Annotated in this window: 15 protein-coding genes and 2 tRNA genes; 7 read left to right on the top strand and 10 right to left on the bottom strand. The window is 67.0% G+C overall.

The genetic code is table 11. From position 1 onward, the window contains the following. Positions 1-93 precede the first annotated feature (93 nt). From FCE95_RS00645 to FCE95_RS00675, 7 genes are all read right to left on the bottom strand, one after another. A complete protein-coding gene (locus FCE95_RS00645; RefSeq protein ID WP_137265087.1) occupies positions 94-657 on the bottom strand; it encodes a phosphatase PAP2 family protein in 564 nt (187 codons plus the stop codon). Further along, complete coding sequence (locus tag FCE95_RS00650) at positions 635-1,786, bottom strand: glycosyltransferase family 4 protein (protein WP_137265088.1); 1,152 nt, start codon at positions 1,784-1,786, stop codon at positions 635-637. The genes FCE95_RS00645 and FCE95_RS00650 overlap by 23 nt, the downstream gene beginning before the upstream one ends. 367 nt (positions 1,787-2,153) lie before the next feature. Continuing rightward, a complete protein-coding gene (gene ppx / locus FCE95_RS00655) occupies positions 2,154-3,686 on the bottom strand; it encodes an exopolyphosphatase (RefSeq protein ID WP_137265089.1) in 1,533 nt (510 codons plus the stop codon). After that, positions 3,683-5,776 (bottom strand): polyphosphate kinase 1, encoded by a 2,094-nt coding sequence (gene ppk1, locus FCE95_RS00660; RefSeq protein WP_137265090.1) that lies wholly within the window; start codon positions 5,774-5,776, stop codon positions 3,683-3,685. The genes ppx and ppk1 overlap by 4 nt, the downstream gene beginning before the upstream one ends. Then, positions 5,773-7,107: a phosphate regulon sensor histidine kinase PhoR gene (gene phoR / locus FCE95_RS00665; RefSeq protein ID WP_137265091.1), complete on the bottom strand. Its 1,335-nt coding sequence runs from the start codon at positions 7,105-7,107 to the stop codon at positions 5,773-5,775. The genes ppk1 and phoR overlap by 4 nt, the downstream gene beginning before the upstream one ends. A 70-nt stretch (positions 7,108-7,177) precedes the next feature. Continuing rightward, entirely contained in the window at positions 7,178-7,879 is a 702-nt protein-coding gene (gene phoB, locus FCE95_RS00670; protein WP_137265092.1) for a phosphate regulon transcriptional regulator PhoB, read from the bottom strand. Between the two features lie 94 nt (positions 7,880-7,973). Next, positions 7,974-9,623 carry a M48 family metalloprotease gene (locus tag FCE95_RS00675; RefSeq protein WP_484496911.1) on the bottom strand — a complete coding sequence of 550 codons (1,650 nt, stop codon included), beginning with the start codon at positions 9,621-9,623 and terminating at the stop codon, positions 7,974-7,976. 170 nt (positions 9,624-9,793) lie between these two features. Between FCE95_RS00675 and grxC the strand changes: the two genes are divergently transcribed. The 3 genes from grxC (at position 9,794) to FCE95_RS00690 (ending at position 11,721) form a co-directional block, all read left to right on the top strand. Further along, complete coding sequence (gene grxC / locus FCE95_RS00680; RefSeq protein WP_137265094.1) at positions 9,794-10,066, top strand: glutaredoxin 3; 273 nt, start codon at positions 9,794-9,796, stop codon at positions 10,064-10,066. Continuing rightward, positions 10,063-10,461, top strand: a complete 399-nt coding sequence (locus FCE95_RS00685) for a carboxymuconolactone decarboxylase family protein (RefSeq protein ID WP_137265095.1) — start codon at positions 10,063-10,065, stop codon at positions 10,459-10,461. Before grxC ends, FCE95_RS00685 begins: the two co-directional genes overlap by 4 nt. A gap of 246 nt (positions 10,462-10,707) precedes the next feature. Next, positions 10,708-11,721 (top strand): isocitrate dehydrogenase, encoded by a 1,014-nt coding sequence (locus FCE95_RS00690; RefSeq protein ID WP_137265096.1) that lies wholly within the window; start codon positions 10,708-10,710, stop codon positions 11,719-11,721. A 104-nt stretch (positions 11,722-11,825) separates the two neighbouring features. Here FCE95_RS00690 and FCE95_RS00695 read toward each other — a convergent pair whose 3' ends face one another. Continuing rightward, positions 11,826-12,242 carry a DUF3574 domain-containing protein gene (locus FCE95_RS00695; RefSeq protein ID WP_137265097.1) on the bottom strand — a complete coding sequence of 139 codons (417 nt, stop codon included), beginning with the start codon at positions 12,240-12,242 and terminating at the stop codon, positions 11,826-11,828. A gap of 32 nt (positions 12,243-12,274) precedes the next feature. Then, positions 12,275-12,865, bottom strand: coding sequence for a hypothetical protein (locus tag FCE95_RS00700; protein ID WP_137265098.1), 591 nt, complete (start codon positions 12,863-12,865; stop codon positions 12,275-12,277). 314 nt (positions 12,866-13,179) lie between these two features. Between FCE95_RS00700 and FCE95_RS00705 the strand changes: the two genes are divergently transcribed. Then, entirely contained in the window at positions 13,180-14,505 is a 1,326-nt protein-coding gene (locus FCE95_RS00705; protein ID WP_137265099.1) for a Na+/H+ antiporter NhaC family protein, read from the top strand. 122 nt (positions 14,506-14,627) lie between these two features. Here the strand turns inward: FCE95_RS00705 and FCE95_RS00710 are convergent, their stop codons facing one another. Continuing rightward, positions 14,628-15,383: a Bax inhibitor-1/YccA family protein gene (locus FCE95_RS00710; protein ID WP_317616464.1), complete on the bottom strand. Its 756-nt coding sequence runs from the start codon at positions 15,381-15,383 to the stop codon at positions 14,628-14,630. Positions 15,384-15,531: 148 nt separating this feature from the next. On the opposite strand from FCE95_RS00710, the gene FCE95_RS00715 reads away from it, so the two are divergent. The 3 genes from FCE95_RS00715 to FCE95_RS00725 all read left to right on the top strand — a co-directional run bounded on the left by FCE95_RS00715 (position 15,532) and on the right by FCE95_RS00725 (position 16,812). Beyond that, positions 15,532-15,608, top strand: a tRNA-Pro gene (locus FCE95_RS00715). Positions 15,609-15,640: 32 nt separating this feature from the next. Next, positions 15,641-15,717 (top strand) — tRNA-Arg (locus tag FCE95_RS00720). Continuing rightward, positions 15,718-16,812 carry an ABC transporter substrate-binding protein gene (locus tag FCE95_RS00725; protein ID WP_223266724.1) on the top strand — a complete coding sequence of 365 codons (1,095 nt, stop codon included), beginning with the start codon at positions 15,718-15,720 and terminating at the stop codon, positions 16,810-16,812. The last annotated feature ends 88 nt before the right edge of the window (positions 16,813-16,900 follow it).

Consider the following 16,900-nt stretch of genomic DNA (forward strand, 5'->3'; position numbering starts at 1 on the left):
GTCGAGCCTGCTCGACTGCTTTTATCGCAATGGAACGAGAGCAGTCGAGCAGGCTCGACTCTACCAAGGCGGATCGGACGAAAAGAACGCGGATCAGGCGAAGAGGGATACGCCGGGCACCAGCCACAGCGAGAGGCTGGCCAGCAGCGTGCCGATGCCGGTCGCTGCTAGCACGTCGCTCGGATAATGCAGCCCCAGCACGATGCGCGACACCGCGACGCTGGCGGTGAACGGGATCAACACCCAAGCCAGCATCGGATAGTGAGCCAGCGCCACTAGCGTGAACGCGACCGCGTGCAGCGTATGCCCGGACGGGAAACTGAATTCGTCCAACGGTGCGACCCAAGCGCGGATGCGCAGATCCGAAGCGCAGGGACGCGGGCGCTTGGTCCAGCCCTTGAGCAGCTTGTACAAGCCGAGCGAAACCACGCCGGTGGCGGCCAAGTGCGCCGAGGCTTTCAGGCCTTCGTAGCCGTCGAACAGCACCATCGCAGCCATCAGCGCGTACCAGAACATGCCGTCGCCCAAGCGGCTGATCGCCGCGAAATAGGCGCGCGCGCCTTGGCGGTCGGCCCAATGGTTCGCGCGCAGGCACCAATGCGATTCCAAACGCCGTCCGCGGGCAGCGAACGGTTCACGCCGAGGCAGCGGATGCATAAGCCCTCCTGGTGTCGGCCAAGCGCGTGAGCGCATCGTCGAAATCGGCGGCGACCTGTTCGGGCCGCAGCATGGCCACGGCCTGGCGCGCGGCCGCGCCCATCGTCGCGCGCAACTCGCGATCGGCGCCGAGGCGGGCGGCGGCGGAAACGAAGCCTTCGTCGTCGCCGTCGCGGATCGCCGCGCCGTGGACGCCGTGGCGCAGGTATTCGCGCGCCGCGCCGTAATCGAAGGCGACGGTCGGCAGGCCGCTGGCCATCGCTTCGAGGGTGACGTTGCCGAAGGTCTCGGTGCGGCTCGGAAACAGGAACAGATCGCCGCTGGCGAAATGCCGCGCCACGTCCGCGCCGCGCTGCACGCCGCAGAACACGAAATCCGGGTTTTCCTGGGCCAATTTCTGCCGCGACGGGCCGTCGCCCACCCACACGAAGCGCGCTTGCGGCTGCCGCTTCTGCAGCTCGCGGAACGCGCGCACGGCCAGTTGCAGATTCTTTTCCGGCGCGATCCGGCCCAGATAGATCACCGCCAGGCCGTCGTCGCCGACGCCCCAAGCGCGGCGCAGTTCGGGATCGCGCTTGGCCGGATCGAACAACGACGTATCGACCGCGCGCGGCAGCCGGAACACGTTCTCGAAACGTTCTCCGCGCAGGAAATCGGCGAGTTCGCGGGTCGGCACCAAAGTGGCGTCGGCGCGGTTGTGGAAGCGGCGCATCCAGCCCAGCGCGGTGCGCTGCAGAAAGGCCGCGCCGTAGTCGCGCATGTATTCGTCGAAGCGGGTGTGGAAGCCGGTCGCGGCCGGGATGCCCAGACGCCGTGCCGCGCGCAGCGCCGACCAGCCCAGCGGGCCTTCGGTGGCGATGTAGATCGCGTCCGGCGTCGAGTCTCGCCAAGCCGCAGCGAGTTTGCGGGTGGCGGGAAAGCCGAAACGCAGCCCCGGATAGCGCGGCAGCGGTGCGCCGCGGACCAGCAATTCGTGCAGCGCTTTCGAGTCTTTTTCGCCGGCTTGGCGGGGACGCACCACCGCGACTTCGTGCCCGCGCGCGCGCAAACCTTCCTCGAGTCCGCGAACGGTCAGCGCGACGCCGTTGACCTCGGGCGGGTACGTCTCGGTGACGATGGCGTAGCGCATGCGGATTCCCCGGCTTCTTGCCGGACGTTCCGCAGATGCTGCGCGGGCGCCATGAAACGCCTGTTGCATGCCGGTGACCGCCGCATGACAGCGGTTCCGGCGTTCAGCCGGCAATAAAAAGCGGTGCAATAAAAGAGGCGCATACGTTGGGGGACGCATGCGCCTCGACGCGGGGTGCCGGGATGCCGCCCTGCCAAGGATCCGCATCGCCGGGGCCTAATTTCCGGGTCCTGCGGCGGGCGTCAATCCTGGGGCGGACCCTAGGCCCTGCTTCTTTGTAGGAGCGGCTTTAGCCGCGAGCTTTCTCGATCAGGTCGCGCGAACGTGAGGGGAAGAGCTCGCGGCTAAAGCCGCTCCTACAAAAGTATTAAGCCAGGAACGGCTTGAAGCCGATCCCCAATCCGGCCAGGCCTTCGACTTCGCCCAGCATGTCCTGTCGCAGCAGCGGCCGCGCGTCGACCCAAGAGCGCGACAGCACCAATTCCATGCGTTCGCCGTTGACGCTCAGGTCGAGCTTCGGAATCGGGTCGGCGTCGTGCGAACGGTGCAGCGACACCGCCAAGCGCAGCAGCGCGGCCTTGCGTTTGGCGCTGAGCAGCAGGCGGTCGGGCAGGGCGTCGAACGCGCTCTTGGATACGTTGCGGCGATGCGAGCGGACCAGCGAAGCGAGCACCTGCTGCTCCTGGCGCGAGAAGCCGGCGATGTCCGAATTCTCCAGCACGTAGGCGCCGTGCACGTGGTATTGGCTGTGCGCGATCGCCAGGCCGGTTTCGTGCAGGCGCGCGGCCCAGCCGAGCATGTGCGCGTCGTCGGCGTCCATCGACCAGGCTTCGGCCGCCTGCTCGAACAAGGCCAGCGCCGTTTGTTCGACCCGCGCGGCTTGTTGCGTGTCGATGCCGTAGCGCTGCATCAACGCCGCCACCGAGGCTTCGCGCGGATCGTCGGCGCCGCCGCGGCCGAGCATGTCGTACAGCACGCCTTCGCGCAGCGCGGCCTTGCTGACGGCCATGCGCTGCAGGCCCAGCACTTCGAACGCGGCTTCGAGGATCAGCAAGCCGCCGGCGATGATCGGCCGGCGCTCGTCGGACAAGCCGGGCAGGTCGATGTCCTGGATGCGCTCGGCCTGCAGCAGGCGATCGCGCACCACCGGCAAAGCTTCGGCGGTCACCGCGCCCTTGGTCAGCTTCATCGCCGCGCAGATGTCGCCGATGGCCTTGTTGGTGCCGGAAGAACCCAGCGCCTCGTGCCAGCCGAGCGTGCGGTAGGCGACGGTGAACTGCTGGAATTCGGCCGCGACTTCGGTCAACGCTTCGCGCCAGCGTTTTTTCGACAATTTGCCGTTGCCGAAGAAGCGGCGCGTGCTGGCGACGCAGCCGACCTGCAGGCTTTCGCGTTCGATCGCATCGAAACCGCTGCCGATGATGCATTCGGTGGAGCCGCCGCCGATGTCGATCACCAAGCGCAGCTGCTGCGGCTTGGGCGGCTGCGCATGGGCCACGCCCAGATAGACCAAGCGCGCTTCTTCGCGGCCGGACACCACTTCGATGGCGTGGCCGAGCGCGGTTTCGGCGGGCACCAGGAACGATTGCGGCGCCGACAACTGGCGCACGGTATTGGTCGCCACCGCGCGCACGCGCTGCGGCGGGATGTCGCGGATGCGCTGGCCGAAGCGCGCCAGGCAATCGAGCGCGCGCTGCTTCACTTCGGCGTTCAAGCCGCCTTTGCCTTCCAGGCCTTCGGCCAGGCGCACGGTTTCGCGCAGCCGGTCGACGATGCGCAATTGGCCGAGCGTGTAGCGCGCGACCACCATGTGGAAGCTGTTGGAACCCAGGTCGATCGCGGCGAGCATGTCGCCGTCCTTGAGAGGCGGCGCGGAGGCGATTGCGGGGTTCGAACTCATCCGCAGATTTTAGCCAACAACGAGGTCTGCGCGGAATGCGGCGCAGCGCCGTCCTGCGGCGACAGCTTGCGGTAGCCGCCGTCGGCGCGCAGTTCCCAAGCGTTGAGGTTGTCGGCCAGATAGTTGTCCAGCGCTTCCTCGCGCACGCGCGCGGCGAGTTCCGGGTCCAGGATCGGGAATGCGGTCTCGACCCGGCGCAGCAAATTGCGCTCCAACCAGTCGGCGCTGGTGCAGAACAAATCCGGTTCGCCGTCGTTGCCGAACCAATAGACGCGGCTGTGCTCGAGGAACCGGCCGACGATCGAGCGCACGCGGATGTTTTCGGATACGCCCGGAACGCCGGGCCGCAGCGTGCAGGCGCCGCGCACGATCAGGTCGATCTGCACGCCGGCTTGCGAGGCCGCGTACAGCGCGCGCACCACCTGCGGCTCGTTCAGCGCGTTCATCTTGGCGATGATCCGGCCTCGCCGGCCTTCGCGCGCGTGGCGCGCTTCGCGTTCGATGCGCTCGAGCACGCCGGTGTGCAAGGTGAACGGCGATTGCAGCAGGCGCTTGAGTTCGATCGCCGGCGCCAAGCCGGAAATCTGCTGGAAGATCTGGTGGACGTCGCTGCCGATCTCCGGATCGGCGGTGAGCAGGCTGATGTCGGTATAGGCGCGCGCGGTACCGCTGTGGTAGTTGCCGGTGCCCATGTGCACGTAGCGGCGGAGCTTGCGGCCTTCGCGGCGCACGATCAGGAGCATCTTGGCGTGGGTCTTGTAGCCCACCACGCCGTACACGACTTGCACGCCGGCTTCCTGCAGGCGGTCGGCGAAGGCCAGGTTGGCTTCTTCGTCGAAGCGCGCGCGCAGCTCGACCACCACGGTCACGTCCTTGCCGTTGCGCGCCGCCTGGACCAGGTGCTCGACGATCTGCGATTCGCGGCCGGTGCGGTATAGGGTCTGCTTGATCGCCAGCACGCCGGGATCGCTGGCGGCTTGCTTCACCAGCTCCAGCACCGGCACGAACGAGTCGTACGGATGATGCAGCATCATGTCTCCGCCCGAGATGCGTTCGAACAGCGACTCGGTGCCGGACGGCACGCGCGGCTGGAACGGCACGAATTTCAGGTCGGGACGCTGCACCAGGTCGTAGATCTGGATGACGCGGTTGAGGTTGACCGGGCCGTTGATCCGGTAGACCGCGTTCTCGGGCAGGTCGAAATTCTCCAGCAGCATGCGCACGATCGGCGCCGGGCAGTCTTCGGCGATCTCCAGCCGCATCGCGCGCAAATAGCCGCGGCCGACCAGTTCGTCGCGCAGGGCCAGGGCCAGGTTCTCGACTTCGTCTTCGTCGACGATCAGCTCGGAATTGCGCGTCACCCGGAACTGGTAGGCGCCTTTCACGTCCATGCCCGGGAACAGTTCTTCGACGAAGGCCGACAGCACCGACGACAGCAGCACGAAGTCGTTCTCGCCGCCGGAGATGTCCTGCGGCAGTTGGATGATGCGCGACAGCGAGCGCGGCGCGCGCACGATCGCCAGATGGCCGGCGCGTCCGAACGCGTCCTTGCCTTCCAGTACGACCACGATGTTGAGCGACTTGTTGAGGATCTTCGGGAACGGATGGGCCGGATCCAGTCCCAGCGGCGACAGCACCGGCATGATCTCGTCGCGGAAATAGGCGCGCAGCCAGCGCGACTGCTTCGCGTTCCAGGAATTGCGGCCCAGCACGCGGATGCCGGCTTCGGTCAGCGCCGGGCGCAGGTCTTCGTTCCAGCAGCGGTATTGCGCGTCGACCAGTTCGGCCGCGCGGTCGTGGATCTGCTTGAGCACCGTCGCCGGCGACAGGCCGTCGTGCGCCGAGACCATGCCGAAATCCTGCGCATGGCGCACCGTCGCCGCGCGGATCTCGAAGAATTCGTCCAGGTTCGTGCAGGAAATGCACAGATAGCGCAGCCGTTCCAATAGCGGCACCTGCGCGTCCTGGGCCTGGGCCAGCACGCGGAAATTGAAGTCGAGCTGCGACAGTTCGCGGTTGAAATAAAGACCGGGATCGCGCAGCGCGTCCAGATCGGGCGAAGGAACCTGCAGATCGACTTGTGCGTTCATTTGCCGGTGGCCAACAAAGGTTGAGAGGCGTGTTCGCGCGCGTGCACGCGCTCGGCGCCGAAATGGCAGGAGAAAGTGCTGCCGCGGCCGACCTCGCTCTGGATCTCGAGCCGGGCCTGGTGCAGGTTCAGCACGTGTTTGACGATAGAAAGCCCCAGCCCGGTGCCGCCGCTTTCGCGGGTGCGGCTGGTGGAGACGCGGTAGAAGCGTTCGGTGATGCGCGGCAGGTGCGCGGCGGGGATGCCGTAGCCGGTGTCGCTGACCCGCAGCACGGCGCCTTCGCCGTCGCGTTCGAAGCGGATGCCGATGCTGCCGCCGGCCGGGGTGTAGCGCACCGCGTTGGCGACCAGGTTGGAGAAGGCGCTGTGCAATTCCTTGGTCGAACCCCACAGGTCCAACTGGGCGTTGTCTTCGACCACGATGTGATGGCGCTGCTGGCTCAGCGCTTCGGCCTCGCGCTTGAGTGTGGTCATCATCGGCGCCATCGCCACGCTTTCGTCGGGAAGCCGATCCTGCGCCTCCAATCGTGACAATGTCAGCAGGTCCTCGACCAATTGGGTCATGCGCTGGGACTGGCGCTGCATCTCGGCCAGCATCGGCGCCCATTCCGGCTTTTCGGATGGGTCCAGCATCTCCAGATAGCCGTGGACCACGGTCAACGGCGTGCGCAGCTCGTGCGAGACGTTGGCGACGAAGTCGCGGCGCACTTGCTCCAGCCGCATGAGCTTGCTGACGTCGCGCGCGACCAGCAGCCACAACTCCTCGGAATAGGGGATCAAGCGCAGGCTGATCCGCGTCTCGGCGTTGACCGGCGAGGGCGCGTCCATCAGCGGTTCGGCGTTGCGGCCCAAGGCCAGCCAGCGCGAGATCGGCAGGTTGTGCAGGCGCTGGCCGATCGGCGCGCCGATGTCTTGCGGGTATTCCAGGCCGAGCAGGGCGGTGGCGGCTTCGTTGAACCACTGCACGCGCTGGCTGTTGCGTTCCACCACCACGACCGCGTCGGGAAGCGCGGCGGCTGCGGCGCGGTAGGCGCGCAGCATGTCCAGCAAACGCCGCTTGCGTCCGCGCATTTCTGCCTGGCCGCGGTGCAGCAGGCGGTCGAGTTCGTTCCAGATCCCTTCGCCCCTGGGCGGCGCCAGACGCTGGCGCGCGGTGAGCCGCATCAGCACGTCGCGCAGTTTCCAGTAGTGCCAAGCGACGATACCCAACGCGGCCGCGGTGAGCACCGGCCAGACGTAGCCGATCGCCAAACCCAGCAACGTCGCCGCGCCGAGTACGGCGACGAGGGCGCCGAGGGTGCGGAACCAGGCGTTTTGGGCGCGGGGAGGCATGCGTGGATTGTGACAGGGTGGGAAAGGGGGAAGGGTTATCCGCGTGCCGTTCCGCCGGTCCCGCCGGCGGTCACAGCGCCGCCGAGAACCGGTAGCCGGCGCCGCGCACGGTCTGCACCATGCCGTCGAGCTGGTGCGGTTCCAGGGTCTTGCGTAGGCGGCGGATGTGCACGTCCACGGTGCGCTCCTCCACGTACACGCTGCCGCCCCACACGTGGTCGAGCAACTGCGAGCGCGTGTAGACGCGTTCCGGATGGGTCATGAAGAAATGCAGCAAGCGGTATTCGGTGGGCCCGATCGGCACCGGCGACGGCGCGCCGCCGTTTTCGGCGAACACGCGGTGCGCGGCGCCGTCGATGCGCAATGCGCCGATCGCGACGCTGCCGTCTTCGTCGTCCTCGCGCGAGCGGCGCATCACCGCGCGGATCCGCGCCAGCAGTTCGCGCGCCGAAAAGGGCTTGACCACGTAGTCGTCGACGCCGGCTTCCAGGCCGCCGACGCGGTCGTTCTCCTCGCCGCGCGCGGTGAGCATGATGATCGGGATCTCGCGGGTCAGCGGATCCTTGCGCCAGCGCCGGGCCAGTTCCAGGCCGCTGGTGCCGGGGAGCATCCAGTCGAGCAGGATCAAGTCGGGCACGTGGTCGGCGATGGCCGATTGCGCTTCGCGCGCGTCGCCGGCGTGGATCGGGTCGAACTCGCCCTTGCGCAGGGCGAAGGCGACCATGTCGCGGATGGCGGGCTCGTCGTCGACGATCAGGATTTTCTTTTGCATTGCGGTCGGGGGCGCCCGCGGGCGTCCTTGGCGAGGGGTGCAGCGCCAGTAGACTACGCTTTTATTACGGTCTCATGACCATGTTACAGGCGCCCTACCGGTAGGACGCGTCGAAACCTTCCCGGGTGCGGTCGCGTCTGGCTTCCGGGTGGTCGTCGAGCCGGCGGTTGAGCACTTCGTCCTTCACCCCTTGCCGGCGCAGTTCCAGCACCGTGGGCGTGATCGCCGCGATCCGCGCGTCGATCCGCGCCCGGGCGTAGTAATCCAAATCGGCCCGCTTCTTCAGGGTATTGAGTTGGATCAGGGCTTGTTCGGGCCGGCCGTTGAGATAGGCCGCCTCGGCATAGGCCTCGCCGGCCCGGACGGAATCGCCTGCGATCTCGCTGGCGCGGGCGAAGGTCTGCTGGAACAGCGGATCTTCGGAGGATCGGGCCAACAGCGGCCGCAGGATCGCCTGCGCGCGCTTGCCCGAAGCCGGCGTATTGCGTTCGCCCAGCACCTTGGCATAGGTCAGCGCCACGGCGCGGTTGCTGGGCAGGCTGTCGACCAAGGCCTCGAAGCGCTTGTCCGCAGCCGCGGCATTACCGCTGCGGGCTTCGGCTTCGGCCAAGGCCAAGGTGATCCACAAGTCGCCCGGATGTTTGACTAGCAACGGCGTCAACTCGGAAGCCGCGCCCGTGCCCTGGCCAGCCAGGAGCCGGGCCACGGCCAGGCCGTAGCGCTGCGCGTCGTTGAGGCCGTTACTTTGGCCGCGGCCGATGCGTTCGTATTCGGCGATCGCCGCGGCCGGCGTGTTGGCGCTGAAGGCGCGCAGCCGTTCGCGAGCCCAATCGAACTGGCCGGTGGCCCCGCGCGTCGGCGCGGTCGGTAGGCGCAGGCTGCCCGGCAGCAGCGGGTTGCTGCTGATCATGCCGGCGTCGGCGCTGGCTACGGTCGGTTTGGGCAGCTTGGCGGCGCGTTCGCGCGCTTCGGTGATGCGCAGCGAAGTGACCGGGTGGGTGAGCAGGTAATCGGGCGCGCGGTCGCGATCGCCGCCCTGGTTGCCGCGGCTGGCGGCTTGCATGCGCTCGAAGAACGAAGCCATGCCTTCCGGGTCGTAGCCGCTGCGCGACAGAGTACGGATGCCGATGCGGTCGGCCTCGGCTTCGTTGCTGCGGGTGTAGTCGATCTGGCGCTGCGCGATCAGGCCTTGCGCCGACATCACCGCGGCCATGGTCGCGTCGTCGCTGGAATTGCCGCCGCTGGATTGCGCCACGGCGATCGCGCCGAGCATGGCCAACAGGATCGGGATGCTGTCCTTCTTGGCGCGTTCGACCGCGCGCAGCACGTGCGCCTGGGTGACGTGCGCGATCTCGTGCGAGAGCACGCCCGCGACTTCGTCCTCGCTGCGCGCGGTGAGCACCAGGCCGGCGTTGACGCCGATGTAGCCGCCGAGCGTGGCGAAAGCGTTGATCTGCCGGTCGCGCAGCATGAAGAAGGTGAAGGGCTGCTTGGGTTGTTCGCTGGCTGCGGCCAGGCGGTTGCCCATCGACTGCAGCCAGCCGTCGATCAGCGGGTCTTCGAGCACGTAGTCGTAATGGCGCAATTGGGCCAGCGTCATCGCGCCGTATTCGGACTGCTCCTTCGGGCTGATCACTTCGCCCGCGGACGAGCCGATGTCCGGCAGCCGCGTGTCCTGCGCGGGCGCGAGGCCGGCGGCCAGTACCAAGGTAAGCGCAGCGGCGAAAGGCAGGGTGCGACGCAAGACGGACTCCACGGTGGCGCAACACAGTGTGCAGCAGGATGCCGGGCGGCGGCCGCGACGGCGTGAATCGGGCGTTAATCCTATCCGTGGCGCGGCCAGGGGGTGGAAATGGCGCGCCGCCAGACCCATATTGACCGCAGACCCACCGGCAAAGTTGCAGCGGAGTTCCTTTGAGCCAGCAGCCCGAAATCACCGTCTACACCTCGGCCATCTGCGCCTATTGCGTGGCCGCCAAGAATTTCCTGAAGAGCAAGGGACTGAGCTGGAACGAAGTGCGGATCGACATGGATCCGGCCCAGCGCGAAAAAATGATGGCCCTGACCCGGCGCACCACCGTCCCGCAGATCTTCATCGGCCAGACCCACGTCGGCGGCTACGACGACATGATGGCGCTGCATCGCGCCGGCAAGCTCGAGCCGTTGTTGTCGGGAGCCGCGGAATGAGCGCCGACGAGACCGCGGGCAAAGACCGCGTCGCCGAATTCACCGCGTTCCGCCAGCGCATGAACGAACGCATCCTGGCCGAACCGAACCAGGTAGTGCGGCGCTTCTTCGCGCTGGACACGCAGACCTACCAGGCCGGCGCGCTGGACGTGAAGACGAAGGAGCTGCTCGGCCTGGTCGCCTCGCTGGTGCTGCGCTGCGACGACTGCATCAGCTACCACGTCGCGCAGTGCAAGGAAGCGGGCGTGAACCGCGACGAAATGTTCGAGGCGTTCTCGGTCGGCCTGGTGGTGGGCGGGAGCATCGTGATTCCGCATCTGCGCCGGGCTGTGGATTTTCTGGATCGGCTGGAGCAGGGCGAGGCCGCTTCACCCGAGGTCCACGGTCACGACTAGCGTCTGGAGGACTTCCCCCTTTGAAAAAGGGGGAGCGAGGGGGATTTATGCGTCCTCGCAGCCGCGACGTCCGCGTCAAAAGCAAATCCCCCTTAGTCCCCCTTTTTCAAAGGGGGAAACGGCAACGCTTAGTCGCTTCTGGACCCCCGCGGCTGAAAACGTAAGCCTTTTCCGGCATAATTTGCGGCTGACTTTCCCCGGCGCCGCGCGCAACGCGCGGCGTCTCGCTGCCTGGAATCCCCTGCAATGACACAGAACCAGACCATCACGGTCATCCGCGGCGACGGCATCGGCCCGGAGATCATGGACGCCGCGCTGTACGTGCTCGACGCGATGAAGCTCGGCCTGCAGTACGAAGAAGCCGACGCCGGCATGGCGGCGCTGGAGAAGCATGGCGAATTGCTGCCGGCCGCGACCATGGATTCGATCCGCCGCAACCGCGTCGCGTTGAAGAGCCCGCTGACCACGCCGGTCGGCGAGGGCTTCAGCTCGATCAATGTCGAGCTGCGCAAGCGCTTCGATCTGTACGCCAACGTGCGTCCGGCCAAGTCTTTCCCGAACACCAAGTCGCGCTTCCCCTCGGGCGTGGATCTGATCACGGTGCGCGAGAACACCGAAGGCGCCTACATCGGCGAAGGCCAGATGACGTCCGAGGACGGCCAGATCGCCACCCTGACCCAGAAGGTCACTCGCAAGGGCTCCGAGCGTATCGTTCGTTACGCCTTCGACCTGGCGCGCAGCACCGGCCGCAAGAAAGTGACGGTGGTGCACAAGGCCAACATCCTGAAGTCGACTTCGGGCCTGTTCCTGAAGGTGGCGCGCGAAGTCGCCGCGCAATATCCCGAGATCCAGTGCAACGAGATGATCGTCGACAACTGCTGCATGCAGTTGGTGATGAAGCCCGAGCAGTTCGACATCATCGTCACCACCAATTTGTTCGGCGACATCATTTCCGACCTGTGCGCCGGCTTGGTCGGCGGCCTGGGCCTGGCGCCGGGCGCCAACATCGGCGCGGACGCGGCGATCTTCGAAGCCGTGCACGGTTCCGCGCCGGACATCGCCGGCAAGGGCATCGCCAATCCTTGCGCCTTGCTGCTCGCGGTGGGGCAGATGCTCGACCACCTCGGCAAGCCGGACGAAGCCGCGCGTTTGCGCCACGCGATCGTGGCCACGCTGGAAGCCAAGGATTCGTTGACTCCGGATCTAGGCGGCGAGGGCAATACGATGTCGTTCGCCAAGGCCATCGCCGGGCGCCTGTAACCGCATTTTTGTGGGAGCGGCTTCAGCCGCGAGCTCTTTTGCTGCACGTCGCCGCGATTTGACGGGGAAGAGCTCGCGGCTGAAGCCGCTCCCACATACATCAATCAAAGGCAGGCTTGGGCGCGGGTGCTGATCACCAGCACCGCCTCCTGCTGGAACCGTCGCTTGTATTCCGCGGAAATTTCCGCGATCCGCCTGCGGCCGTCGGCGTCGTCGCCGTGCAGGATCTCGACCGCGCGCGAATCCTCGCGCTCGACTTGCCCGCTCGCTCCGCGCCACTGGCCCTGCGCTTTATAGACGCTGAGTCCGTCGGGGAAGCGCGACGTGACGACTTCGGCGAGAAAGGCTTGCCATTGCGCCTCGTCCACCGGCCCGGCCGGGCTGTTCATGCCGAACAGCAGCTTGTCCAAGCGCCGTTCGTTGCAGGCGGTGCCGGCTTGCGGGATCGGCTGCAAGGGCGCAGTGGCGCAGGCGGCCAATCCGCCCGCCAAAACGCAAACCAGCCAATAGCGTCTGTCCATGCGGTACCTCTCCAGGTGCGGTTCGTGCCGGCTCAATTATCGTCCGCGATTCCGCCCGCGCGCGCACCCAACTTCGAACCGAACTGCGCGCCGAAGTAGATCACCAAAGCGCAACCCATCGGATGCAGCACTTCGTTGATCGCGCGCAGCAGTTGCGGCTGCACGCCGTCCAGCGGCATCAGCCAGGTCAGTACGCCGAAGAAAGCCAGTCCCAGACCGGCGCCCGCGGCGGCATGCGCGCCCAGGCCGCGGGCGCGCTTGGCGAGCCGGATCAGCAGCAGGCCGAGCAGGGCGTATTCGACGCCCTTCAATCCGGCGAGCACCCAAGGCGTCGCCGTTTGCGCAGCGGCGGGAGCGGCGTCGAGCGCGGCGTTCACCGCCTTATGCACCGAACGCGCCAGCAACAGGGCGATCGGCGCGCCCAGCAGGCCGGCGGCCGCCATGCCCAAGGCCTGGACGCGGACCAAGGTTTGCGCGGCGGCCAGCGCGGCGCAGACCAGGGTCGACCAGGTCACTTTTTGCGCGGTGTCGGCGAGGATCGTCAGCAGCGGCGGCAGCTTGCCGGCCATTCCAAGCGCCAGCAGGACGAGTAGTTCGACGGCCACCCCCAGCAACACGCCCATCCAGGCCACTCGCAACAGGCGGGGGACGAGGTCGGGAGCAGCCGGATGAGGGGAAGAAACGGAGGGGGAAAGGATTTGAGACATGGCAGGAAAGGCATCGCGGGGGATCGGGCAGCTTGCTGGGCGCGGCCCTTCCGCGCCCGTAGCGGCAGTGGGCATCGCCTGCCCGACATCCGGCAGGGGATCGGAGCGACGGAAAGCGGTGCGCCGCGGCTTATCGTTCCAGGGCGGCGGCGGCCGCGTTCCATCCTTGCGCTGGACACGCGCTTTGCTGCGCCGCACAATCGACCGAATCCCTATATCCGCATGAAGAGATGGAAAAGCGTGCCAGCGCCTCCGCGCTGATCCCCCTGCTGTTGTTCCTGGGCCTGTTCTTCGGCGCCGGCCTGTACTACACGGCGCAGGGCCAGGAGATGGGCTTCTACCAACTGCGCGCGCCGGTGGCGATCCTACCGGCGCTCGCCTTGGCTTTGTGGATCGCCCATCGCCGCGGCATCAAGGCCATGGACACGCTGTACGCGGGCATCGGCGACGCGAACATCATCCAGATGTGCCTGATCTTCCTGCTGGCGGGCGCGTTCGCGTACGTGACCAAGGCGATCGGCGCGGTCGACGCGGTGGTCTCGCTGGGCATCGGCGCGTTGCCGCCGGCGCTGATCCTGCCGGGTTTGTTCCTGGTCGCCGGTTTCCTGTCGCTGGCGATCGGCACGTCGATGGGCACGATCGCGGCGGTGGCGCCGATCGCGCTGGGGGTGTCCGAAGCCTCGGGCCTGGATCGCGCGTTGGTGATCGGCGCCGTGCTCGGCGGCGCGACCTTCGGCGACAACTTGTCGGTGATTTCGGATACCGCCATCGCCGCCGCGCGCACGCAAGGCAGTTCGATGCGCGACAAATTCCGCGAGAACGCCAAGATCGCATTGCCGGCCGCGCTGCTGACCCTGGCCGTGCTGGCTTATCTGGGCGAAGCCTCGCCGGTGGAAAGCTACGACAAGGTCTCGCCGTGGCTGGTGCTGCCTTACGTGCTGGTCTTGGTGTTGGCGGTGATCGGTTGGGACGTGCTGGTGGTGCTGAGCATCGGCCTGGTGGTGGCCGGCGCGTTCGGTTACGGAATGGTCGCCGACTTCGACACCGCGACTTACGCCGAAGCGGCTTACGACGGTTTCGAAAGCGTGTTCGAAGTGATGCTGCTGGCGTTGCTCATCGGCGGCCTGGGCGCTTTGACCAAGGCCAGCGGCGGCTTGGAATGGATCGCCCGGCAGATCTCGCGCCTGGCCCGCGGCAACACCGGCCGCCGCAGCGGCGAGTGGAGCATCGCCGCGCTGGCGTCGGCCACGGACGTGTTCACCGCCAACAACACGGTGGCGCTGCTGATCAGCGGCAGCCTGGCGCGCGACATCGCCCAGCGCCATGGCGTGCCGCCGGCGCGCTCGGCCAGCTTGCTCGACATCTTCGCCTGCGCCGTGCAGAGCCTGCTGCCTTACGGCGCGCAGATCCTGCTGGCGGCGTCTCTGGCGCATTTGTCGCCGCTCGCGCTGATCGGCAAGGCGCATTACTGCTGGCTGCTGATCGCGATCACGATCGGCTTCATGCTGTGGCCCGGCCGGCGTGCGGTGGCTTTAGCCGATCCGGCGAAGCCGTAGCCCGGGTAGGCGAAGCGCACCCGGGACTCGCGAATCCCCGGGTGCGCTTCGCTTACCCGGGCTACGAGATGCGAAATGAAAAAGGGCGCCGAGGCGCCCTTTTTCGCTGCTTGAGAGTGCGATCAGCGCGATTGCAGCTTGGACAGCAAGCGCAGGAATTCGAGATACAGCCACACCAGGGTGACCATCAGCCCGAACGCGCCGTACCACTCCATGTACTTCGGCGCGCCTTGTTCGACGCCGTTTTCGATGAAGTCGAAGTCCAGCACCAGGTTCAGCGCCGCGATCACCACCACGAACAGGCTGAAGCCGATGCCGACGATGCCGCTGTCGTGGATCATCGGAATCTTGATGCCGAACAAGCCCAGCACGATCGTCGCCAGATACACCAACGCGATGCCGCCGGTGGCCGCGACCACGCCCAGCTTGAAATTCTCGGTGGCCTTGATCAGGCCCGAGCGGTACGCGAACAGCAGCGCGAACAAAGTGCAGAAGGTGAGCAGCACCGCTTGGAACACGATGCCGGGGAAGCGCAATTCGAACACGGCCGAGATCGCGCCCAGGAAGAAGCCTTCCACCAGCGCGTACAGCGGTGCGGTGACCGGCGACCATTCCTTCTTGAAGATGGTGACCAAGGCCAGGACGAAGCCGCCGATGGCGCCGCCCCAGACGTACACGCCGTAATTGCCGGTGCCGGCCGTGCTGCTGACCTGCAGCCAGGCGAAAGTGGCGGTGATCACGGCCAGCAGGACCAGGATGCCGGTCTTGGTGGCGGTGCCGTTCAAGGTCATCGCGCCGCCGTCGCGGGATACGACGGTCCCGCTGCCCAGGTCGAGGAAAGTGGATTCTTTCAGTGCCGGATTGCCGCTGCGGATCATGGGAACCCCTGTGGTTCGTGGCGGCGCGTGCCGCGTCCACCCGAGCATACACGCAGAGCGTGGCGGCGTGTCGCGGTTTGACAGGGGTGCCGACGGTTCCGAGAATAGCTGCGCCGCGGCGTCGCGGCCGTCGATCGGAACCGTCCGGCGGGGTATAGCGCAGTCTGGTAGCGCGCCTGCTTTGGGAGCAGGATGTCGGGGGTTCGAATCCCTCTACCCCGACCATTCCGGCCCGGTGATGCGACAATCCGGCGCGGGCGCCCGTAGCTCAACCGGATAGAGCACCGGCCTTCTAAGCCGGCGGTTACAGGTTCGAGTCCTGTCGGGCGCGCCATTGACTCACTCTTCGAAACAGCCAGCATCGTCGCTCAAGATCGGCGCTCTCGCTCCGCTGACCCGCCCCGGCTGGGTCGAGGCGGGCCAACACTTGCTGGTCGGAATGCAGCTCGCCGTTCGCAATGTCAACGATGCCGGTGGCGTTGACGGAATACCGCTCGAGCTGATCGTCCGGGATACCGCGGCCGATCCGCAAAAGGCCGCAGCGGCCGTGGACGAACTGGCCGATCTGGGCGTGATCGCTTTGGCGGGCGAATACCACAGCGTCGTGGCTAGCGCCGTCGCCGTCCGCGCCGATGCGCTCGGCTTGCCGTTCCTATGTTCGTCGGCGGTGCTCGACGCGCTCACCGAACGGCCGACGGAATGGGTCGCGCGCATCGCTCCGGCGCAGTCGCGCGGTTGGCGGATCTATGCGGATTTCCTGCTCGGCGCAGGCCACAGCCGCATCGCCGCAGCCATCGCGCCGAGCGTCTATTGGGCCTCCGGCGTCCGCATCCTGCGCGAACGCTTCGCTGCACGCGGCGGCAGCGTCGTCGAATTCGACATGGGCGTGCTCGCGCCTGCGGACGTGCGCGGCGAACTCGTGGCCCAACGCGCGACGGCTCTGCTGCTTTTGGTCGGTTATCCGGAGCCGGCGGTGTCGATCGTCAAAGCGGTCCGCAGCGACCCGCGTCTCGCCGACACCCTGATCGGCGCGCCGGCCGGACAACCCGAGCTCGCCGAATGGGCGGCGTTGCTCGGCGACGAAGCCGCTGCGATTCCGTTCTTGCGCTACTTGCCCGAGCGCCTCGGCCCGCTCGGCGCCCGTGTCGACGCGGCCTTGCGCGAAGGGTTGGGCGGGGCGCCTTCCTTCGTCGCTTTCGAGGGTTACGACACGATCGCGGTCCTCGCCGAAGCGCTGCGTTCTCACGGTACGGATCGGGCGCGCATCGCCCAAGCCTGGGCGCAGGTTTCGGTCGAAGGCACGCGCGGGCAGATCCGATTCTCCCGGGTACCGGGCATCGGCGTTTGGCAATGGGCCTGGGCGCCCATCCAAGTCGTCGACCGCGATCCGGCGAAACCCGGCCGCTTCCGGATCCTGCACGCCGGTTGAGCGCGCGGAGACTGCCGTGTATGGATCGCATGACCTTTTTGGTCATTGAAGCGATTCGAGGAAGGATTGTTTACTCGCGGCCGACACC

Origin of the sequence: Luteimonas gilva, from assembly GCF_005239095.1 — a bacterium.
Classification (GTDB): Bacteria; Pseudomonadota; Gammaproteobacteria; order Xanthomonadales; family Xanthomonadaceae; genus Luteimonas_C; species Luteimonas_C gilva.